The organism is Rhodococcus sp. SBT000017, assembly GCF_003688915.1.
In the GTDB taxonomy this organism is placed as follows: domain Bacteria; phylum Actinomycetota; class Actinomycetes; order Mycobacteriales; family Mycobacteriaceae; genus Rhodococcoides.
The window spans coordinates 1,060,653-1,079,978 of sequence record NZ_REFU01000001.1 but is presented as its reverse complement, the minus strand read 5'-3'; the positions used below and the strand labels follow the sequence as shown (position 1 = coordinate 1,079,978).

At 64.9% G+C, this 19,326-nt stretch carries 21 protein-coding genes and 4 tRNA genes; 13 read left to right on the top strand and 12 right to left on the bottom strand.

Annotated elements, in window-relative coordinates; translation table 11 throughout:
• Nucleotides 1–302: 302 nt before the first annotated feature.
• From AYK61_RS27010 to AYK61_RS27220, 8 genes are all read right to left on the bottom strand, one after another.
• Nucleotides 303–518, bottom strand: a complete 216-nt coding sequence (locus tag AYK61_RS27010) for a hypothetical protein (RefSeq protein ID WP_147458296.1) — start codon at nt 516–518, stop codon at nt 303–305.
• A gap of 335 nt (nt 519–853) precedes the next feature.
• Nucleotides 854–1,147 carry a hypothetical protein gene (locus AYK61_RS04710; protein WP_121869996.1) on the bottom strand — a complete coding sequence of 98 codons (294 nt, stop codon included), beginning with the start codon at nt 1,145–1,147 and terminating at the stop codon, nt 854–856.
• Between the two features lies 1 nt (nt 1,148).
• Entirely contained in the window at nt 1,149–1,544 is a 396-nt protein-coding gene (locus AYK61_RS04705; RefSeq protein ID WP_121869995.1) for a hypothetical protein, read from the bottom strand.
• Nucleotides 1,541–1,720 (bottom strand): hypothetical protein, encoded by a 180-nt coding sequence (locus AYK61_RS27005; protein ID WP_147458295.1) that lies wholly within the window; start codon nt 1,718–1,720, stop codon nt 1,541–1,543. The genes AYK61_RS04705 and AYK61_RS27005 overlap by 4 nt, the downstream gene beginning before the upstream one ends.
• A 356-nt stretch (nt 1,721–2,076) precedes the next feature.
• A complete protein-coding gene (locus tag AYK61_RS04700) occupies nt 2,077–2,364 on the bottom strand; it encodes a hypothetical protein (protein ID WP_121869994.1) in 288 nt (95 codons plus the stop codon).
• Nucleotides 2,361–3,422 (bottom strand): hypothetical protein, encoded by a 1,062-nt coding sequence (locus AYK61_RS04695; RefSeq protein WP_121869993.1) that lies wholly within the window; start codon nt 3,420–3,422, stop codon nt 2,361–2,363. The genes AYK61_RS04700 and AYK61_RS04695 overlap by 4 nt, the downstream gene beginning before the upstream one ends.
• Nucleotides 3,423–3,674: 252 nt before the next feature.
• On the bottom strand, nt 3,675–5,375 hold the full coding sequence (locus AYK61_RS04690; protein WP_121869992.1) for an AAA family ATPase: 1,701 nt from the start codon (nt 5,373–5,375) through the stop codon (nt 3,675–3,677).
• A gap of 273 nt (nt 5,376–5,648) precedes the next feature.
• Nucleotides 5,649–5,852 (bottom strand): AlpA family transcriptional regulator, encoded by a 204-nt coding sequence (locus AYK61_RS27220; RefSeq protein ID WP_183130152.1) that lies wholly within the window; start codon nt 5,850–5,852, stop codon nt 5,649–5,651.
• Between the two features lie 278 nt (nt 5,853–6,130).
• On the opposite strand from AYK61_RS27220, the gene AYK61_RS04680 reads away from it, so the two are divergent.
• Nucleotides 6,131–7,453, top strand: a complete 1,323-nt coding sequence (locus tag AYK61_RS04680) for a site-specific integrase (protein WP_183130151.1) — start codon at nt 6,131–6,133, stop codon at nt 7,451–7,453.
• Between the two features lie 132 nt (nt 7,454–7,585).
• On the opposite strand, the gene AYK61_RS04675 is transcribed toward AYK61_RS04680, so the two are convergent.
• The 3 genes from AYK61_RS04675 to AYK61_RS04665 form a co-directional block, all read right to left on the bottom strand.
• Nucleotides 7,586–7,660, bottom strand: a tRNA-Val gene (locus AYK61_RS04675).
• 37 nt (nt 7,661–7,697) lie between these two features.
• Nucleotides 7,698–7,768: transfer RNA gene (locus tag AYK61_RS04670), tRNA-Cys, on the bottom strand.
• Between the two features lie 17 nt (nt 7,769–7,785).
• Nucleotides 7,786–7,857 (bottom strand) — tRNA-Gly (locus AYK61_RS04665).
• A 243-nt stretch (nt 7,858–8,100) separates the two neighbouring features.
• On the opposite strand from AYK61_RS04665, the gene AYK61_RS04660 reads away from it, so the two are divergent.
• The 9 genes from AYK61_RS04660 (at nt 8,101) to pdxS (ending at nt 16,281) form a co-directional block, all read left to right on the top strand.
• A tRNA-Val gene (locus AYK61_RS04660) sits at nt 8,101–8,172 on the top strand.
• A gap of 116 nt (nt 8,173–8,288) precedes the next feature.
• On the top strand, nt 8,289–8,690 hold the full coding sequence (locus tag AYK61_RS04655) for a TIGR02611 family protein (RefSeq protein WP_121872438.1): 402 nt from the start codon (nt 8,289–8,291) through the stop codon (nt 8,688–8,690).
• 102 nt (nt 8,691–8,792) lie between these two features.
• Complete coding sequence (thrS, locus tag AYK61_RS04650) at nt 8,793–10,853, top strand: threonine--tRNA ligase (protein ID WP_121869989.1); 2,061 nt, start codon at nt 8,793–8,795, stop codon at nt 10,851–10,853.
• A gap of 2 nt (nt 10,854–10,855) precedes the next feature.
• A complete protein-coding gene (locus AYK61_RS04645) occupies nt 10,856–11,398 on the top strand; it encodes an HIT domain-containing protein (RefSeq protein ID WP_121869988.1) in 543 nt (180 codons plus the stop codon).
• Nucleotides 11,399–11,423: 25 nt separating this feature from the next.
• On the top strand, nt 11,424–12,107 hold the full coding sequence (gene pgsA / locus AYK61_RS04640; RefSeq protein WP_121869987.1) for a phosphatidylinositol phosphate synthase: 684 nt from the start codon (nt 11,424–11,426) through the stop codon (nt 12,105–12,107).
• Nucleotides 12,104–13,009, top strand: a complete 906-nt coding sequence (locus AYK61_RS04635; RefSeq protein ID WP_121869986.1) for a phosphatidylinositol mannoside acyltransferase — start codon at nt 12,104–12,106, stop codon at nt 13,007–13,009. The genes pgsA and AYK61_RS04635 overlap by 4 nt, the downstream gene beginning before the upstream one ends.
• Nucleotides 13,006–14,130: a glycosyltransferase family 4 protein gene (locus AYK61_RS04630; protein WP_121869985.1), complete on the top strand. Its 1,125-nt coding sequence runs from the start codon at nt 13,006–13,008 to the stop codon at nt 14,128–14,130. Before AYK61_RS04635 ends, AYK61_RS04630 begins: the two co-directional genes overlap by 4 nt.
• Nucleotides 14,130–15,155, top strand: coding sequence for an NUDIX domain-containing protein (locus tag AYK61_RS04625; RefSeq protein WP_121869984.1), 1,026 nt, complete (start codon nt 14,130–14,132; stop codon nt 15,153–15,155). The genes AYK61_RS04630 and AYK61_RS04625 overlap by 1 nt, the downstream gene beginning before the upstream one ends.
• Nucleotides 15,156–15,339: 184 nt before the next feature.
• The gene (gene pdxS / locus AYK61_RS04620; RefSeq protein WP_121869983.1) at nt 15,340–16,281 is read left to right on the top strand and encodes a pyridoxal 5'-phosphate synthase lyase subunit PdxS; all 942 of its coding nucleotides are present in this window, start codon (nt 15,340–15,342) and stop codon (nt 16,279–16,281) included.
• A gap of 10 nt (nt 16,282–16,291) precedes the next feature.
• On the opposite strand, the gene AYK61_RS04615 is transcribed toward pdxS, so the two are convergent.
• Nucleotides 16,292–16,924, bottom strand: coding sequence for a hypothetical protein (locus AYK61_RS04615; RefSeq protein WP_259467932.1), 633 nt, complete (start codon nt 16,922–16,924; stop codon nt 16,292–16,294).
• Between the two features lie 59 nt (nt 16,925–16,983).
• On the opposite strand from AYK61_RS04615, the gene AYK61_RS04610 reads away from it, so the two are divergent.
• The 3 genes from AYK61_RS04610 to AYK61_RS04600 all read left to right on the top strand — a co-directional run bounded on the left by AYK61_RS04610 (nt 16,984) and on the right by AYK61_RS04600 (nt 19,280).
• Nucleotides 16,984–17,835: an acyl-CoA thioesterase II gene (locus AYK61_RS04610; RefSeq protein WP_037189431.1), complete on the top strand. Its 852-nt coding sequence runs from the start codon at nt 16,984–16,986 to the stop codon at nt 17,833–17,835.
• Nucleotides 17,832–18,434 (top strand): pyridoxal 5'-phosphate synthase glutaminase subunit PdxT, encoded by a 603-nt coding sequence (pdxT, locus tag AYK61_RS04605; RefSeq protein WP_121869982.1) that lies wholly within the window; start codon nt 17,832–17,834, stop codon nt 18,432–18,434. Before AYK61_RS04610 ends, pdxT begins: the two co-directional genes overlap by 4 nt.
• Before the next feature lie 87 nt (nt 18,435–18,521).
• Nucleotides 18,522–19,280, top strand: coding sequence for a YebC/PmpR family DNA-binding transcriptional regulator (locus AYK61_RS04600; RefSeq protein ID WP_121869981.1), 759 nt, complete (start codon nt 18,522–18,524; stop codon nt 19,278–19,280).
• The last annotated feature ends 46 nt before the right edge of the window (nt 19,281–19,326 follow it).

Below are 19,326 nucleotides of genomic sequence, written 5' to 3'. Positions count from 1 at the left end.
AAACAAATCAGGCCCCCTCGAAAGGGGGCCTGACCTAGTCTTTCTTGTGGTGCGCGATACTGGGATTGAACCAGTGACCTCTTCCGTGTCAGTTATCGGTTCGTGGCGTTTCGGCGTTTACCGGCACGTACCTGACTATCCCAAACAGCCTTGCTAGCTGCCATTATGCCGTTTGGAGTCAACTTCGACGTACCGGGCCAAACCGTGGGATTCCGGGGCTTGTGTGTGTTGAGTGTGTGTTGAGTCGAGACCCGTTACGGCGATGATCGGCGGACGCTGCCGCCGGCGCTGGAGGTATCCGCTCATGCCGCGCGTCCGTGGCGGTGTCGCCGGTACCGTCCGTAAGCGCGCGCTTCGCGCCAGGCGTCGAGTCCGAGTTCTTCGACGTCGTGACGGTCGCTCTCGGTCGGCAATTCGGTGAGGTCGATAAAGTCGCGCCACGTGGGCTCGGGTCGGTTCTGTGTAGCTCCCACGGTTGCGCTGAGTGCCGCAACGGCGGTCGGGTCGCGGTGAGGCATGCTCTTGTTCCGTTTCTTGTCGGGGGTGTCGTCGCGGTCGGTGAACTGTCGTCCACTGCCGAAGCGGACCCGTTTGTGCCACCCGCTCGAAGATGCCCAGCCATGCTGCCGGCAGAAGTTCTCGGGGCTCAGAATTTCTTCCGGCGCAGGTTCACCCGTTTGCGCCGTGTAGCACTCGGCGCGCAGGCAGGGCACGCACGTCCAAGACGTCGCGTCGAGACGTCGAGACGTTTTCGTGTGCTGGACGACCCGAACGTCGAGCGTGACCGTGCGAGGCTCCAGCCGGTGTCCGCGTGGACACGTCGCCGGCACGATCAGAGACACGTCGGCGGTGGTCACTGCGCGGCCCTCCAGTCGTCGCGGGCACGCCATTGCAGCTGTGCGGCCACTTCGTCGCGCCACCCTTCGACCGGCGTCGGGAGGGCGTAGGCCCGCTTCTCGGCCGTCGAGCCGAACGGGTTCGCAGTCCAGCCGTCCGGGTAGGCGATGTCCTTCTCGAACTCCGTCGTCGGCTCGACGTGGACCTCGGACAGCCACTCGCGCCAGGCGTCGGGCCGAAGGTCGGCCGGTAGCTCGTCGCCGGCCCTGCTGGTGTCCGGCTTCACCGGTACGGCGATCGGGCGGGCCATCTCATGCCCTCCGAGCGGCCGTGCGGCTCTGCCGAGTCTCCCCGCGACGGTTGGCCCGCTCAGAGTCGCGGGCCTGGTTCTGACTGCCGTCGCCGGTGTACGTGCCTCGGATGCCTCTCGCACCACCTTGCGCGGCTGCGACGTCGAGACGACGGTCAACGTCGGCCATCAACTTGGTTTGTGCGAGGCTCTGCGCGCGTTGCTCGGCCATCAACGAACGGGCACCTGTGGTGGAGAGTCCCGGCGTTGCGAGGTCACGCGCGCAGCGGTCGGCCGCATCGGCTGCCTGTTGCGCTCGGCGCACTACCTCCAGGTCGTCGGCGTCGAGCTGCATACCGAGTTCTGTCGCCTTGTCGGTGAAGATGGCGAGCAGCTCTACCCGCTCGGCGGCGCTCACTTCAGCCCCGCAATCCCCAGGTGGATCGAGGCCAGGATGCCCCAGAAATCGGGGGACACCTTCTCGTCGCCATCCGCGAGGCGGTACGCCTTCGCCAGCGCCGCCTCCGCTGCCGCGATGTGCTCCGCCTTGGTGGTGGCTGTCGGTTGCTGAATCGGCATGGTGTGCACTCGCATTCGAGTAGTAGGGGTACCCGGTTGAGGTATGCAGTCAGGCTATCGACGCTGTCAAAAGTTCCTCCCCGCTAGTGGCACCCGCTGGCGGCGAGGTGAAAAGTATTAAGCGCCAGGGCATTTCGCCCCGCTAGTGGTTTGAACGTCGCTCTATGGTCGGGCTGGAGGGGCCCGAGAGGGGGTAAAACGCCAGGTCAGGCGCTTGGGGCCGATACGGTTAGCACCGCTCGCGTGAGGATCGGCAGTACGGGGCTGCCTTCCGTTTGAGGGGGTGGGGGGAGGTGGACCCCCTGGGGTCGAGACGACGATGCCCCGACACTCCGCGATGGAATGCCGGGGCTGTACGCCACGCTGTGCGCCTACTGGTCGAGGTACCGGCCGAACCCACGTCCGGCGTTAGCTCGCGCCTGAGCCGTCTTGATCGGTGACCCTCCACCGGACTGCCGACCGGCGTCGAGTTGCGTCTGAGCGTTGGCGGTCTCGGCGGCTGCCTCTCGCTCGGCCTGCCGCTTGCTCCTCTTCAGGGCCATCTCGTTCTCGTGCGCGCGCTTGCGTTCGTCGCGTTCAGCTGCCGATTTCTTGGCGCGCAGTATCGCCGCGATCCGGTGATCGTCTCCGAGGTATTTTCCAAACCCGTTGGTGGTCATGAGACCCCTCCGTCGAGCAGTGCCGCTACCCCTGCCGGTGCAGGTCGTCCGTGTGCAAGCCACCAGACAAGGGCCATATGCGACCCCTCACACGCGACCCACAAATCTGCGCCGACGAACTGATGCCGCCACGAGAGCTGCTCGGCGTCTGTGTCGTTCAGCAACTCCAGAGGCCGCTTCGGGTCGAACCCGGACGAAAGGGCGACTGCGAGCCACCTCCGCGTGGACTGCACCTCGGTCCACCGGCTCACGGCTTCCCGCCAAGCCCTCCACGCTGCCGATACGGCCGGGTCGTCGTGCTCCACGATGTCTTCGGCCGTGGCGTCGACAGACAGGCCCGCTGCCTTCAGGGTGTCCGCTGCCGTGCCGGCTTGATCGAGAAGACGTTGTGTGCGAGAACTGAGCAGCTTTTCGATCCCGCCGAGGTTTTCGAGCACTCGATTGGTGTTCCGGTACGCGTGCTGCCGTGCCAGGCGAGCACGGACGTCCACCGCAAAGCCGCCTGGCCCGCCCTTGGGTCGATCTACTTCTACGGCGCGCATGAACGGCGCGAGTATCGCTGGGACGGCCCGCTTGGCTCCGCTGGCATCCCATCCGTCCGACAACAGCTCGTCCAGTAGGGCGTCCTCGGCCGCTTGCGTCTTTGCCGCCTCCAGTTCGCCGACCTCGGCGCTGATGCGGTGTTCGATAGCCGACGCCTGCCGTGCGAGGTCTTCGAGCCCTAGGCAATCGCTCACGGCTGCGCCGACGTCGCCCTTGAGCGCCGTGGTGATGGTGGGACCACCTCTGGCGGCGTCCAGGTCTGCGCGATGTCGAGCAGCTTCAGCGCGGCTCTCACTCAGACGCAAGTCCCGCTGTGCGGCACCGACTTGGGTGGTGCCCACTACAGCTCGCATGTCTCGCTCTCCGGCGGCTGCCATCGCGAGCCGGTTTCCGGCCTCCACGGCACTCGCCGAGAGTAGATCGGGGCTCTCGTCTTCGGAGAGTTCCTCGGCGATGTCTTCGGCGAAGCTCGGCGGTGTGTTCGGATTGAAGGTCGTGTTCGTGATGTGTGGCATTTCTTGCTCCTGTTGGTTGTGTTCGTTCCGGGGTGTGCGCACAGTGCCCAACCTTCGGTATGGGCAACTGTGCGTACGGGCACCTTTGAAGAGCTGTGCGTAACTGTGCGGCGCACAGTTTCAGGCCGTCTGAACTGGCGTTTCGTTCGTGTTTGGGCTAACTGTGCGTGACTGTGCGAACTGTGCGTGGCGCTGTGCGTAGAGGGGGTGGCCGCGCACAGGTTTTCGCACAGTTTTTCGACGTCATATCTGTCATTTCTGCGGCCTCGATCTGCGGTGATCGATCGCAAGTCGAATAGCCGCGTCGGGTGCGGTGAAGCCGGCGTCTCGCAGTCGCGCCGCAATCGACGGCCTCCCCGTCTTGACAGATACGTCCCACTGATCGAGTTGCTCGACTATGGCGGCGACCTTGTCGTCCTCGGGCACCTCTCGTCCGGCGACGACCTTCAGCGTGAGCTTGCCCTCGGTGATCCTTACGTGCGCGAGAGGGCCGTCCACGCGCTTGAGTGCGACCTTCTCGGGCAGTGACCCGGTGCGATCCTTCAGTCGCGAAAGACGCAGTTCGTTCTTCCTGTCGGCTCTCGGCTTACTCAGTAGCCACTCCGCATCGAGCTTCGCGCGCTTGGCCGATGAACCGCGAGCACCCAACTCGGGATTCTTGCCGGTGTGATCGGCGTAGATCACTGTCACACCCTTTGCCTTGAGCGGCAGGGTGATCCGGTTGTCGAATGCGATCCACGTGTCTGAGTCGTTCTCCGCACCCTCGATGTAGCTGGAGAGCGTGTCGATCACCACGACGTCAGGCCGGTAGCGTTCGATCAGTTTCGTCATGGCGACCACTCCGGCGTCGGTGGTGAGTGCAGGAATGTCCTCCATCGACACCACGAACAGGTTGGGCAGCTCAGCGGGAGCCGCGAACCGCTCCAGGTAATCCAGCCACCAGTCCTCGCCTACCTCTCCGTCGATGTAGAGCACACGTTTCGGCCCGCCGTCGAGCTGCCTCGGTCGACCGTCGTCGCCGCGATCGAGCGCGGACAATCCCAGCGAATGATGGATTGCCATGTCTGCGATCAGGATCGTTTTACCGTCGCCGGACCCCGCTACGAATTTGGTCACGGACTTTTCGGCCACCACGCCGGTCTCCAACCAGACCTTCGGCGGTCTCGGCTCACTGCGGAGTCGCGCCAGGTCTAGGGCACAAGGGCCGTCGTATTCGTCCTCGGTCATCGTGTCCTCGGGGTTGTCGTCCGGTGGGTTGTCGCGTTCGCAGGCCAACTCGTGCGCCTTCGCGCCGTGGAACTGACGGGTCAGTTCTGCGAATGCCTCGGCGTCGGTCTCGCACGCGTCCAGGCGGGCTGCCTCGGCGCGAATGTCGTTGGCGCTCAGACGGGACCAATTCCACATGAGAACCGACATGTCGACGCTGGAGAAGGCTTGCGGTGCGGCATAGAACCGCTCGGCGGCTTCGGTCTCAGCGGTTTCGACTTCGACAAGCGGGGTGAAGTCGTCCAGATCCAAACCCGCCGCCGCGAATTGGTCGAACTGGTGGTCCAGCCGTAGGCCAGGGTCGGACGCGAACACTCTCACTCCGGGGTGCTCGGCCAAGTGCTCGGGGGCGAGCAGTAAGCGGGTGTCATCGTCCACGCGAAAGAACAGGACGTCGCGGTCACCTTCCCCGTCCTCGTCGGTCCACATTCGACCCGAATTGAGGGCGCTGTTCACCACGTCCTCGGCGTCGGGAAGTATCGAGAGGAACTCGGCCATGCCGTTGTCGGGCGCGAATACCGCTACGCGATCCGTCAGGAACGCGTCCAGCATCGAACGATTGTGAATGCGCTCGGCCGTCGCCTGTGCGGCTCTGGTGGCGCTCAGTTCGTCCCCGGATTCCCACTGTTCCGCGCGGCGCTCCAGCGATCCAGCTCGCTTGTCGGCGCGTTCGCTGAACGTGTTCATCGTCCACCCGCCAAGATCGAGGCCAACGCCGCGACGTTGCAGAGCACGACCAGCCCCGACCAGAAGACGGGAGACTCGAGAATGTCGGCCGCTCGCGCTAGAATCGGCAACGCGGGAGACGAGTTCGGTTCGCTTAGCGGTAGGCGGGTCACTTGGTGGGAGGCCCCGGCGGAAACGCCGGGGCTTTCTTGTGTGTGCGGCATTGCTGGGGACCATCTTTCGAGTCGGCGTGGGTTTGAGCTGGCCGGCCTTGGGATGGCGAGACGGTCCCGGTTACGCGCTTTTCAACTTCTGCTCGATGAGCCACTGATCGACGTCGGCGGCATCGAACACTCGCCGAGCACCAAGCTTGAACGATCGCGGTCCCTTGCCGAGCTGGACCCAGTTTCGGATCGTCTGGGGAGCTAGTCCGGTGCGTTCTGCCACCAGCTCCACAGAGAGAATCTGGCGGGCGGGGGCAAGTGTCGAGGTGGTCATGTGGTTCTCCTGGGGATGAAAGAGTCGCTGTCGGTAAGCGGCTCGATGGCTGAAGACTGGCACCGAAACACCAAGTGCGCAAGCAAGTCTCGTGTCCATTTTGATCGGCACAGCTGACAACACCCAGGTCGGGCGACAGTGAAAAATTCGACCGCTAAAACTGACAGTTTCGAGCTTCACCTGGAGGCCAAGGCCCTACATAACGGTTCGGTAACGGAATGCGACCGACAGCGAACACACACGTTGTTAAGAGGTCACCGGGAGTACTCTCGCTTACCGTGACCGACTCCGCTACCCCACGTAAAGCACGCCGCAAACCAGGCAACGTCAAAGTCTTCGATACCCACTACTCGGACTATCGCCGGCGGATCAAGCGGCCGAGCGGATGGAAGAGCGTAGGCGAAGTCGAGGTCCCGAAGGGCCTCCGGTACCAGGTCCGTTACGTGGACCTGGCAGGAGCGCAGAAGTACGAGAGCTTCGAGAAGAGGACGGACGCCGAGGCTCGTGCAACGACGCTCGTCACCGAGCTATCGACCGGCTCGCACATCGATCGGCGACGGTCGGAGACCACGGTCGGCGACGTCGCTACGGCCTGGAAAAACTCTCTCGTGAGCAAGTCCGAGAACACCCAGGCGAACTACACGTCGATGCTGAACAACCACGTTCTGCCCGACTGGAGGAACCGAGAGGTAGGTTCCATCACCCACGGCGACGTCGCCGCTTGGGTTGCCGTGTTGGTGGGGAAGAAGAAGAGCGACGGTGCGCCGGCGCTCTCGGCGGCATCGGTACACAAAGCGTGGATCGTGTTCTCTGGGGTGCTCGACTTCGCGGTAGACGACGGGTTGATTCGTGCGAATCCCGCTGCGAAGGTCTCGCTGCCGAAGATCGTCGCGACTGGTGATGTGTACCTGACTCACGCCGAAGTCGACCGTCTCGCTCGGTCGGCGGACTATCTGCACTCGCTTCGAGCGAACCTCACGCGAGCGGCCCGTGACCGTAACGCCGAGAAGATGTTAGAGCGCGACGGCGAAGGGCTCCCGATCGTGCCCAATGCGCCGGCGTCCGTCGATGGTCTGTTGATCCGCTTCGCGTCTTACTCCGGGTTGCGGGTGGGGGAGCTGTCCGCTCTCCAGGTGCGTGATGTGGACCTGGACAAGAGGCTGATCCATGTCCGCCGCGCCAACGCGGAAGTTGGTGGACGTCTCGTGCCGGGACTACCGAAGGGCGACAAGATTCGACAGCTCGATCTGTTCCCGCATCTGGTGGACGACATGAGCGAGCACATGCGGGGAAAGGCACCCGGTGATCCGGTGTTCACGTCCGCTACGGGCGCACCACTGCGGAGAGGGAACCTCAACAAGCGCGTGATCGGCCCCGCTGCCGAGCTCGCCGAGATAGAGGACGTGAGCGCGCACACACTCCGTCACACGTTCGCGAGTCTCTGCGCCTCGGCCGGCGTGCGCATCGAGATCGTGTCGAGATGGATGGGTCACGCGTCGGTCGCCATCACCCAGCGGGTGTACGTCGGGCTCTTCGATGAGGACCTGTCGGCCTCGGCGGGTCTGGTGTCGGCCGCTCTTGCGAGTGCTCGCAACGGCTGAGTACACACGAGCACACGCCGGGAGGGCGGGGTATAACCGGCTGGTGTGTGTTCAGTGTGGGTTGAGCCCCTGGGAACGCAGAAGAGGCACCTTCCGATCGTCTCGGAAAGTGCCTCTGACCTGCTCTTACTCTGGTGCGCGATACTGGGATTGAACCAGTGACCTCTTCCGTGTCAGGGAAGCGCTCTCCCGCTGAGCTAATCGCGCGTGTCCTCGCATCGGTCTTGCAACCGATGCACTAGCGAGGTGGAGACGGGAATCGAACCCGTGTGCACGGCTTTGCAGGCCGTTGCCTCACCACTCGGCCACTCCACCATGGGTCGAGACCCTCGAGCGGATGACGGGATTCGAACCCGCGACCCTCACCTTGGCAAGGTGATGCGCTACCACTGCGCCACATCCGCATACCCCGGAGGCGTTCACTGCTGGGCAGTTGCTGTCTCCGTGGTGCGGGGAAAACATTAACCCAACGGGAGTGAAACTCACAAATCTCGTGGTCAGCTGCGGAATTCGAACGATTCACGCATGTGAAAGATGTGAAAGCAGAGGCGAGAGCAGCCCAGTGGAGGCGGTCCGGCGACGTATTCGGTGATCGGGCAGGCGATTCGGTTCGCCGTGGCACCTCGTGTTAATGTTTTGCCTCGTTCGGTCCCGTGGCTCAGTGGGAGAGCGTCCGCTTCACACGCGGAAGGTCGCTGGTTCGATCCCAGCCGGGACCACAGAAAAGAAGGTCCACACCGCTCGTCGGTGTGGGCCTTCTTGCGTTCGGGGCCGGTAGCCTGAGCCGGTGAGCACCGAACAGTCGAAGCCCCGGGCCGTCGCCGACCAGGGTCCGATGGACACAGCCAAGGTGAAGCACCGGCGCTTCCGGGCGCGCATCGCCGAGAACAAGTCCCTCGATCTCGCGTACCGAATAACGGTCGGAGTCGTCGGAACAGTCGTGTTGGTGCTGGGTGTGCTCGCCATTCCGTATCCGGGGCCCGGCTGGTTGATCGTCTTCGCGGGCCTGGGCATCCTGGCTTCGGAATTCGCCTGGGCCAAGAGTGCGCTGCGATTTGTCCGCAAGAGATACGACGCATTCATGGCGTGGTTCTCGACGCAATCGATGTTCGTCAAGGGCCTCGGCGTGCTGTTCACCACGGTCGTCGTGCTGGCAACGCTGTGGCTACTGGGCACGTTAGCGTTGGTCGGGGGCTGGATCGGGCTCGACTGGACGTGGCTCGAAAGCCCGATCTGACTTCACGCGTCGCGCTGAGGCCAATCGAGTGGACCGTTGCCGATAGGCTGTCGGAGGCCTTCCTGGCCAGAAGAATCGATCGAGGAGTACATCGCTGTGAGCATGCCCGTTGTCGCCGCCGTTTCGCCCGCCCGCATCATGGTGCCGGCAGGAACGACGGCAGGTACGGCGCTCCGCGACACCGGCCTGCCGAACAAGGGACCCGACGCCGTCGTCGTGGTGCGCGATCCCGACGGCAAGCTCCGTGACCTGTCGTGGGCACCGGAGGGCGACACCGAGGTCGAGCCCGTTCCGGCGAACACCGAGGACGGACGAAGCGTCATCAGGCACTCGGCTGCGCACGTGTTGGCGCAGGCCGTTCAGGAGCTCTTTCCCGACGCCAAGCTGGGCATCGGACCGTTCATCAAGGACGGCTTCTACTACGACTTCGATGTGCAGCAGCCGTTCACTCCCGAGGATCTGACGGCACTCGAGAAGAAGATGAAGCAGATCGTCAAAGCCGGACAGCGGTTCTCGCGTCGGGTGTACGAGTCGGTGGAGCAGGCCCGCGAGGAGTTGGCGAACGAGCCGTACAAGCTCGAGCTGATCGACGACAAGTCCGGCATCGACGATCCCGAGGTCATGGAGGTCGGTGGGGGAGAGCTCACCGCCTACGACAACCTCAATCCCCGGACCGGCGAGCGCATCTGGGGCGATCTGTGCCGCGGACCGCACATCCCCACCACCAAGTACGTGCCCGCGTTCAAGCTCACCCGCAGTTCGGCTGCGTACTGGCGCGGTAATCAGGACAACGCCGGCCTGCAGCGCATCTACGGAACGGCATGGGAGTCCACCGAAGCGCTCGATGCGCATCTCGAGCTGCTGGCCGAGGCGGAGCGCCGCGATCACCGCAAGCTCGGGTCCGAGCTGGACCTGTTCAGCTTCCCCGACGAGCTGGGCTCCGGTCTTCCGGTGTTCCATCCGAAGGGTGGGGTGATCCGGAACGAGCTGGAGAACTACTCGCGCCAGCGGCACATCGAAGAGGGCTACGAGTTCGTCAACACCCCGCACATCACCAAGGGCCATCTGTACGAGGTCTCGGGTCACCTCGATTGGTATCGGGACGGCATGTTCCCGGCGATGCACCTGGACGCCGAACTCGACGAGAACGGCGATGTCCGCAAGCCCGGCCAGGACTACTACCTCAAGCCGATGAACTGCCCGATGCACAACCTGATCTTCCGTTCCCGTGGCCGCTCGTACCGCGAACTGCCGTTGCGCCTGTTCGAGTTCGGTTCGGTCTACCGCTACGAGAAGTCCGGTGTCATCCACGGTCTGACCCGCGTGCGCGGTATGACCCAGGACGACGCGCACATCTTCTGCACCCGCGAGCAGATGCGCGGCGAGCTCACCAGCACCCTCGAGTTCGTTCTCGGGCTGCTCAAGGACTACGGCCTCGACGACTTCTACCTCGAACTCTCCACTCGCAACCCGGAGAAGTCGGTCGGTAGCGACGAGGTCTGGGAAGAAGCGACCAACACCCTCGCCGAGGTGGCGGCGGCGTCGGGCCTGAACCTGGTGCCCGATCCGGGTGGGGCTGCGTTCTACGGACCGAAGATCTCGGTGCAGGCCAAGGATGCGCTGGGGCGTACCTGGCAGATGTCGACCATTCAGCTCGACTTCAACCTGCCCGAACGCTTCGAGCTCGAATACACCGGCTCGGGCGGAACCAAGGAGCGACCGGTGATGATTCACCGCGCGCTGTTCGGTTCCATCGAGCGCTTCTTCGGGGTGCTCACCGAGCATTACGCGGGCGCGTTCCCGGCGTGGCTCGCACCGGTCCAGGTCGTCGGCATCCCGGTTGCCGAGGTGTACCAGGACCACCTGTTCGCGGTGGTGAACGAGCTGAAGAAGCGTGGTGTGCGCGCCGAGGTCGATGCCAGTGACGACCGGATGCAGAAGAAGATCTTCAACCAGACCGCACAGAAGGTCCCCTTCATGCTTCTCGCAGGCGAACGCGACGTCGAAGCCGGTGCCGTGAGTTTCCGATTCCGGGACGGCACGCAGGTCAACGGCGTCCCCGTGGCTCAGGCCATCGCTATCGTCACCGACTGGATCTCTCAGCGCAACAACGCATCACCGACCGCCGAGCTCGTGCAGACCGAACCCGCAGGAGTGAGCTGATCATGTCGGAACAGGACGAGTCGATCGTCGCCACCGGGGCCGGTGAGCCCGATCGGTTGCAGCGACTGTGGACGCCGCACCGGATGTCCTACATCGCCGAGGCTCCCCAGGGCTCGGCGAAGTCGAACGAGCCCTTCTCCGACATTCCCAAGATGAGCGACGAGGACGGTCTGGTCGTCGCACGAGGCGAATCGGTGTACGCGGTACTCAACCTGTATCCGTACAACCCCGGCCACGCGATGATCGTGCCGTACCGCCGCGTTGCGGCACTGGAAGATCTCACGCCCGCGGAGAGCGCCGAGTTGATGGCGTTCACGCAGCAGATGATCCGCGTCATCAAGCGCGTGTCGCGTCCGCACGGGTTCAACGTCGGACTCAACCTCGGCGCTGCCGCGGGCGGGTCGCTGGCCGAGCACCTGCACCAGCACATCGTGCCCCGATGGGGCGGCGACGCGAACTTCATCACCGTGATCAGCGGCGCAAAAGTCATGCCGCAGTTGCTCCGCGACACACGGGCCCTGCTCGCGTCGGCCTGGAACGAATGAACCACAGGCGAGAGGAGCACGCGCCGTGCTGAGCATTTTCGGCCGTGCGCCGGTCTCGAAGGTGACCGCCCCGCTCGGGCGCGCCCTCAACAGCACCGGGCTCACCCCCAACTCGGTGACGATCATCGGCACCGTCGTCACCGTCACGGCGGCGGTGACGATGTACCCCGCCGGATACCTGTGGTGGGGTTCGGTCGTCATCACCCTGTTCGTGTTGTTCGACATGCTCGACGGTGCCATGGCGCGGGCTCGGGGCGGTGGCACCAAGTACGGTGCGGTCCTCGACGCCACGTGCGATCGAGTGGCCGACGGTGCGATCTTCGGCGGATTGGCCTGGTGGGCGGTGTATTCCGAGCAGGACAAGCCGCTGCTGGTGGCCACCCTGATCTGCCTGGTCACCTCCCAGGTGATCTCCTACGCCAAGGCGCGCGCCGAGGCCAGCGGACTCTCGGCCGACGGTGGTTGGATCGAACGCCCCGATCGCCTGGTCATCGTTCTCGTCGGTGCCGGGTCGACCGGCGTCGGACGGCATTTCGACATTCCGTGGCTGGACAGCGTGATCTACCCGGCAATGTGGATCCTTGCCGCCCTGAGCATCGTGACAGTACTCCAGCGCGTTCTCGCGGTTCGCGGATCCGAGGGTGCTCGCGACATCATCGTGCCTCCGGTGGCACCGGCATCCGACGACGGCGACGTGGCCGCGTCGTGAATCTCTCCGACAGAGCGAGCGACGCGGGCTACGCGGCCGGTTGGCGACTGGTCCGGTCTCTGCCCGAGCCAGTGGCACGACGCCTGTTCGATCGCGGAGCCGACTTCGCGTCGAACCGCAACGGTGGGCCGGATCAGCTGCGTCGCAATCTCGCTCGCGTCCTGGGGACCACTCCCGCCGAGGTGCCCGACGAGCTGATACGCGACAGTGTTCGCTCCTACGCCCGGTATTGGCGCGAGGCGTTTCGGTTGCCGTCGATGGATCTGGCTGCGCAGGCCGCGGTCATCGATCGGTGTGTGAACGGCAAGGAACATCTCGAAGGTGCCCTCGCGGCCGGCAAGGGAGTGGTGCTGGCGCTGCCGCACAGTGGCAATTGGGACATGGCCGGAATGTGGCTGGTGCGCACGCACGGTGGGCTCTCGACCGTCGCCGAACGGCTGAAGCCGGAATCTCTGTACCAGCGATTCGTCGCCTATCGGGAGAGCCTGGGCTTCGAGATCTTTCCGCTCAGCGGCGGTGAGCAGCCTCCCCTGCTCGCACTGTCCGAGAGGCTGCGCCAGAACAAGGTCGTCTGCCTGCTCGGCGAGCGAGACCTCGCCAAGCACGGAGTGCCGGTCACCTTCTTCGGCGAACCGACCCGGATGCCCGCGGGCGCCGCGAAACTCGCGATCGACACCGGAGCGACGCTGCTGCCGGTGCACGGCTATTTCGACGGCGACGGCTGGGGATTCGACATCTCGCCCGCAGTGGACGTCTCGGCCGGAGTCGGGCCTGCCACCCAGACGTTGGCCGATCATTTCGCTGCCGGAATCCGAGCCCATCCGGCGGACTGGCACATGCTGCAACCGCTGTGGATGAGCGACTGGTCGGCCGAGCGACGCGCCCGAATCGAGGGCGCGTGAAGATCGGCATGGTGTGCCCGTACTCGTTCGATGTTCCCGGTGGAGTGCAAGCACACGTTCAGCAGTTGGCCGAAGTGTTCGTCGAACGCGGACATCGCGTCAGCGTTCTCGCTCCGGCGTCCGACGACGTCGAGTTACCGGACTTCGTGGTGTCGGCGGGCGAAGCACTCGCCATTCCCTACAACGGATCCGTGGCGCGGCTGCGATTCGGACCGGTCACTTATTCTCGAATCCGTAAGTGGATCTCCGACAACGATTTCGACGTGCTGCACATCCACGAACCCAACGCGCCCAGCCTGTCGATGTTGGCGCTCAAAGCAGCGGACGGCCCGATCGTGGCAACCTTCCACACCTCGACGACGAAGTCCTTGGTGCTCAGCACCTTCCAGGGTGTGCTGCGTCCGTACCACGAGAAGATCAGCGGCCGGATCGCCGTGTCCGAACTCGCCCGGCGCTGGCAGGTCGAAGCCCTCGGATCCGACGCCGTCGAGATCCCCAACGGAGTCGACGTGCCCGCATTTGCCGATGCCCCTGTGCTGGAAGGCTATCCACGCACCGGTCGCACAGTGCTGTTCCTCGGCCGGTTCGACGAACCGCGCAAGGGAATGGCCGTCCTGCTCGGCGCACTTCCCACCCTCGTCGAATCCCATCCCGACATCGAGATCCTCATCGTCGGCCGTGGCGACGAGGACAAGCTACGCAAGGACGCCGGTGCACTCGCATCGCACCTGACGTTCCTGGGGCAGGTGGACGACGCGACCAAGGCATCCGCGATGCGCAGCGCCGACGTCTACTGCGCACCCAACCTCGGCGGTGAGAGCTTCGGCATCGTCCTCGTCGAGGCCATGGCCGCCGGAACACCCGTGGTGGCAAGCGAACTCGACGCCTTCCGGCGAGTGCTGCGGGACGGCACCTGCGGGTTGCTGGTCCCGATCGACGATTCCGATGCCGTCGCCGCTGCAGTGACCTCGATCCTGTCCGACGACGCCGTTCGTGCGCGGCTGGTCGACGCCGCCTCGGCGGCCGTGGCCACCTACGACTGGCCCGTCGTCGCCGAGCAGATTCTGCGTGTCTACGAAACCGTCACCCTCGGGGGCCAGAAGGTGCGGGCGGCGAACTGATGACCCTCTCGGCACTGACGATCCTGGTACTCGGGCTGGTCGCGGTACTGATCCTCGCGGTCGGCCTGTGGGCCTACGGAACGGCGAACCGACTCGACCGCCTACACGTGCGCACCGACCTCGCCTGGCAGGCGCTCGACGCAGCACTTGCCCGCCGTGCCGTCGTCGCACGCGCGGTGTCCGCGGCCACCCGCGACTCGGCCCCGTCGAGCAGAGAACTTGCCGCACTGGCCGATCGGGCCGAACGCGTCGACCGCTCTCAGCGTGAAGAGGCCGAGAATGCAGTGTCCATGGCGCTGGCCGTCGTCGAACCGAACTCCTTGCCCCCGCAACTGGTCGCCGAACTGGCCGATGCCGAGGCCCGCGTGCTGATCGCACGACGGTTCCACAACGATGCCGTTCGCGACACCCTCGCCCTGCGCGTCAGACGTCCGGTCCGCTGGTTGCACCTCGGCGGAACCGCGGCCCTGCCGTCGTACTTCGAGATCGCCGAGCGGTCTGCTGCCGCGACATTCGGCAGCGAGAACCGCGCCACCCCGAGAACGTCCGCGCGGGTGGTGCTGCTCGATGAGCGCGGCCGCGTACTGCTGCTGCGCGGACACGATCCGACGGTTCCCGACACCTTCTTCTGGTTCACCATCGGTGGAGCAGTGGAGAAGGGCGAGTCGCTCCGCGAGGCAGCGGTGCGCGAGGTACACGAGGAGACCGGCCTGACGATCGCTCCGGCCGATCTGCGCGGTCCGCTGTGGCGTCGGGTTACGACATTCCCGTTCAACGGAACCCTGATCCGCTCGGAAGAGCTGTTCTTCGCGATCCGAACGCAGGAGTTCGAGCCGCACAGCGCTGGTTTCACCGACTTCGAGCGCCGCACCGTGACCGGCCATCAGTGGTGCACCGAGGCCGACATCCGTGCGCTGAGCGCCGTCGGCGAGAACGTCTATCCCCAGGACCTCGCGGAACTGCTCGACGAGGTCAATGTGGCTCTCGCTCGACGCGGCGACCCGGACGTGCGCGCTATCCGCTAGCAATCTGGACCCTTTTCGTGCAGTCCAGCAATCGTCAAGTGGTTATGGGAAACCGTCGCGTAGAGGCCTACTGTTCTGGGCGCGACTTCGCGCCGCGCGCGATCGTCCACGCGTGCGCGGTCGGACGTGGTCGCACGTATCAATCCGGAGCGCCACTAACGGTGCCCAGAACACAGGAGTCGGCTTGAGTACCCCACACGCATCCACTACACCCGCTGGATCTGCCGAAGGCGGATCGAGCGAGAACGGAATCGGCACTGCGCGCGTCAAGCGAGGCATGGCCGAGATGCTCAAGGGCGGCGTCATCATGGACGTGGTCACCGCCGATCAGGCCAAGATCGCCGAGGACGCCGGAGCAGTGGCCGTCATGGCACTCGAGCGCGTCCCCGCCGACATCCGCGCCCAGGGCGGGGTGTCGCGAATGAGCGATCCCGACATGATCGACAGCATCATCTCCTCGGTCAGCATCCCGGTGATGGCGAAGGCCCGCATCGGCCACTTCGTCGAAGCGCAGATTCTGCAGAGCCTCGGCGTCGACTACATCGACGAGTCCGAGGTGCTCACCCCGGCCGACTACGCCAACCACATCGACAAGTGGAACTTCACCGTTCCCTTCGTCTGTGGTGCCACCAACCTGGGTGAGGCAATGCGCCGAATCACCGAGGGAGCGGCCATGATTCGCTCCAAGGGCGAGGCCGGCACCGGCGACGTCTCGAACGCGACGACGCACATGCGCAAGATCCGCGACGAGATCCGTCGCCTCACCTCGCTCCCCGAGGACGAGCTGTACGTGGCGGCGAAAGAACTGCAGGCCCCGTACGACCTCGTCGTCGAGGTCGCCCGGGCCGGCAAGCTGCCCGTCACACTGTTCACCGCGGGCGGCATCGCCACTCCCGCAGACGCGGCGATGATGATGCAGCTAGGTGCGGAGGGCGTGTTCGTCGGATCGGGAATCTTCAAGTCCGGCAACCCCAAGGAGCGCGCCGAGGCGATCGTCAAGGCCACCACGTTCTTCGACGACCCCGATGTGCTCGCCAAGGTCTCGCGCGGTCTCGGCGAGGCGATGGTCGGAATCAACGTCGACGACCTCCCCGTCGGACACCGTCTCGCCGAGCGCGGCTGGTGACGGACGTCCGTCAGTAGCGTTCGAGTGCCGGGCGGTCCGGATGGTCCCAGCGGACCAGAAAATCCGGCCGCTCGGCCGAGTGGTCGAGGCCGTCGTAGTACTCGAGCAGTGGGGCGCAGGTCCACTGCTCGTCGGCGCTGGTTCTGCGGCGTAATGCGCTCGCGGACAGGCGTAGCTGCACCGACAGATCGACGTTCAATCCCCGACCGAGCAGCATGGGTCCCGCGATCAGGACGATCTGATTCGGTGCCGCCGAGGCGCTGCGGGCCCGAGCCGATCGATCGGTCGCCTCATCCCACAGTCGCGGTAGAAAGTGACCTCCGCCACCGGGTCGCAGCGGGGCGATGACTTCCCGCGACAGTGCGTCGTAGTCGAACCACAGTGTGCGATAGCTCAATTCGTCGGTGCGCGAGTACTCGAACCGAATGGACGCAGGTCGGACGTAGTCGTGCAGGTCGACGACGGCGGCCGGACGGCCCCGAGAGCGGGCGTGTTCGGCTGTGCGCGTTGCGAAGTCGACGGGCCTCGCGGCATCCGCGCCGTCGATGACGACGATCGATCGGGTCCCGTCCGGGCACGAATCGACGATCGACTCCACGAGAAGATCGGGAAATATCGGCACCGGTTGACCCACACCGACCATCTTGCCTGGTCCGTCCATTGTTAGCCTGAGCCGTTGTCACAGAAAGGTGGACACCAGCCATGGCCAGCATCGAGGACATTCTCGAATTGGAACGGATCGAGAACGACATCTATCGGGGACGGACGTTCCCTTCTCGGCTGCCCCGTACGTTCGGCGGTCAGGTGGCGGGTCAGGCGCTCGTCGCGGCGGTGCGCACAGTGGCACCCGAGTTTCGTGTGCACTCGCTGCACGGCTACTTCCTGCGTCCAGGCAATCCGAACGAACCGGCCGTGTTCATGGTCGACCGGATTCGCGACGGTCGGTCTTTCTGCACGCGCCGCGTCACCGGAATTCAGCACGGCAAGGCGATTTTCACGATGTCTGCCTCGTTCCACGGCGACGACGACGGCATTTCGCATCAGGACGTGATGCCCGAGGTCGTGGGGCCGGACAGCCTGCCCGATCCCACCACCCTCGCCGAGTACGACCACTCGTACTACAAGGAGTGGTCGGAATGGGACATCCGTCTCATTCCCGATGACCAGACCGTCAAACATCCCAGTTTCGCTGCGCAGCAACGGGTGTGGTTCCGCTATCGGGACACGTTGCCCGACGATCAGGTGTTCCACGTCTGCGCACTCGCCTACATGAGCGACATGACGCTGCTCGGATCGGCCAAGGTGCCACACCCGGACGCCGTCACGCAGACGGCCTCGCTCGATCACGCGCTGTGGTTCCTGCGGCCCTTCCGGGCAGACGAATGGTTGCTCTACGACCAGACGTCTCCCTCGGCAGATTTCGGGCGGGCACTGACGCAGGGGCGAATCTTCGACACGTCCGGCCGACTGGTCGCCGCGGTGGTGCAGGAAGGGCTCATGCGTTACGAGCGGGACCCCGACGCGCCTCATGTCGATCCCTTCGGGCGCAAGTGAGCGCTCCGACCATCGGGGTTCTCGCACTGCAGGGCGACGTTCGCGAGCACCTGGCTGCGCTCGACTCGAGCGGTGCGCGCGGTGTCACGGTGCGTCGGCCGGCCGAACTCGCGCAGATCGACGGCCTGATCATCCCCGGCGGGGAATCGACGACCATGAGCACTCTGCTCGGCGTGTTCGACCTTCTCGACCCATTGCGTGCTCGGTTGGCCGAGGGGCTGCCCGCCTACGGTTCGTGCGCGGGCATGATTCTGCTGGCGTCCGAGATCCTAGATACCCGACCCGACGCTCGGCATCTCGATTCTCTGGACATCACCGTGCGGCGCAACGCTTTCGGGCGTCAGGTCGATTCCTTCGAGACTGATCTCGACGTCACCGGAATAGACGGTGGACCGGTGCGCGCGGTGTTCATCCGCGCGCCGTGGGTCGAGCGGGTGGGCGAGCATGTCGATGTGCTCGCCACCGTGCCGCACGGACCGGCCGCCGGACGCGTGGTGGCCGTTCGTCAGAACTGCGTTCTCGCGACGAGTTTTCATCCCGAGGTCACCGGCGACGATCGGGTGCACGCACTCTTCGTCGACATGGTGCGAGGCCACTAGAACCTTCGATGGTCGGTCGGCGCCGAGCGCGGTACCGGGCGAGTAAAGTCGACAACACTGATTTCGAGCAGGAAGGGGCCCTATCGCATGAGCGGCCACTCAAAATGGGCCACCACCAAGCACAAGAAGGCGGTGATCGACGCCCGACGCGGCAAGTCTTTCGCCAAACTCATCAAGAACATCGAGGTGGCGGCCCGCACGGGTGGCGGTGACCCCACCGGCAACCCGACGCTCTTCGACGCCATTCAGAAGGCGAAGAAGACCTCGGTGCCCATCGACAACATCGAGCGGGCGCGCAAGCGAGGTGCAGGCGAAGAGACCGGTGGTGCCGATTGGCAGACCATCATGTACGAGGGCTACGGACCCAACGGTGTCGCCATTCTCATCGAGTGCCTCACCGACAACCGCAACCGCGCCGCAGGCGAGGTTCGTGTCGCGATGACGCGCAACGGCGGGAACATGGCCGATCCGGGTTCGGTGTCGTACCTGTTCTCGCGCAAGGGTGTGGTGACCCTCGAGAAGAACGGTCAGAGCGAGGACGACGTTCTGACGGCCGTCCTCGAAGCCGGTGCCGAGGAAGTCAACGACAACGGCGACACGTTCGAGGTCGTCAGCGAGCCGACCGACCTGGTCGCCGTGCGCACCGCCTTGCAGGAGGCCGGGATCGACTACGACTCCGCCGAGGCGAGCTTCCAGGCATCGGTCAACGTCCCGGTCGACGCGGACGGTGCACGCAAGGTGTTCAAGCTCATCGATGCACTCGAGGACAGTGACGACGTCCAGAACGTGTGGTCCAACGTCGACCTCTCCGACGAGGTCATGGCGGAGCTCGACGAGGAGGACTGACGCCCCTCGCGTCCGACGACGTGATCGACCGGGTGTCGTATCCCTG

Excerpts from the sequence above, each read along its gene's own strand:
- thrS (WP_121869989.1), top strand. The coding sequence starts at position 8,793 with ATGCCCGTTGTCGCCGCCGTTTCGCCCGCCCGCATCATGGTGCCGGCA.
- AYK61_RS04690 (WP_121869992.1), bottom strand. The coding sequence starts at position 5,375 with ATGAACACGTTCAGCGAACGCGCCGACAAGCGAGCTGGATCGCTGGAG.
- AYK61_RS04615 (WP_259467932.1), bottom strand. The coding sequence starts at position 16,924 with ATGGTCGGTGTGGGTCAACCGGTGCCGATATTTCCCGATCTTCTCGTG.
- AYK61_RS04625 (WP_121869984.1), top strand. The coding sequence starts at position 14,130 with ATGACCCTCTCGGCACTGACGATCCTGGTACTCGGGCTGGTCGCGGTA.
- AYK61_RS04700 (WP_121869994.1), bottom strand. The coding sequence starts at position 2,364 with ATGACCACCAACGGGTTTGGAAAATACCTCGGAGACGATCACCGGATC.
- AYK61_RS27005 (WP_147458295.1), bottom strand. The coding sequence starts at position 1,720 with ATGCGAGTGCACACCATGCCGATTCAGCAACCGACAGCCACCACCAAG.
- AYK61_RS04645 (WP_121869988.1), top strand. The coding sequence starts at position 10,856 with ATGTCGGAACAGGACGAGTCGATCGTCGCCACCGGGGCCGGTGAGCCC.
- AYK61_RS04655 (WP_121872438.1), top strand. The coding sequence starts at position 8,289 with ATGGACACAGCCAAGGTGAAGCACCGGCGCTTCCGGGCGCGCATCGCC.
- AYK61_RS04610 (WP_037189431.1), top strand. The coding sequence starts at position 16,984 with ATGGCCAGCATCGAGGACATTCTCGAATTGGAACGGATCGAGAACGAC.
- AYK61_RS04600 (WP_121869981.1), top strand. The coding sequence starts at position 18,522 with ATGAGCGGCCACTCAAAATGGGCCACCACCAAGCACAAGAAGGCGGTG.
- AYK61_RS04695 (WP_121869993.1), bottom strand. The coding sequence starts at position 3,422 with ATGCCACACATCACGAACACGACCTTCAATCCGAACACACCGCCGAGC.
- AYK61_RS27220 (WP_183130152.1), bottom strand. The coding sequence starts at position 5,852 with ATGACCACCTCGACACTTGCCCCCGCCCGCCAGATTCTCTCTGTGGAG.
- AYK61_RS27010 (WP_147458296.1), bottom strand. The coding sequence starts at position 518 with ATGCCTCACCGCGACCCGACCGCCGTTGCGGCACTCAGCGCAACCGTG.
- AYK61_RS04710 (WP_121869996.1), bottom strand. The coding sequence starts at position 1,147 with ATGGCCCGCCCGATCGCCGTACCGGTGAAGCCGGACACCAGCAGGGCC.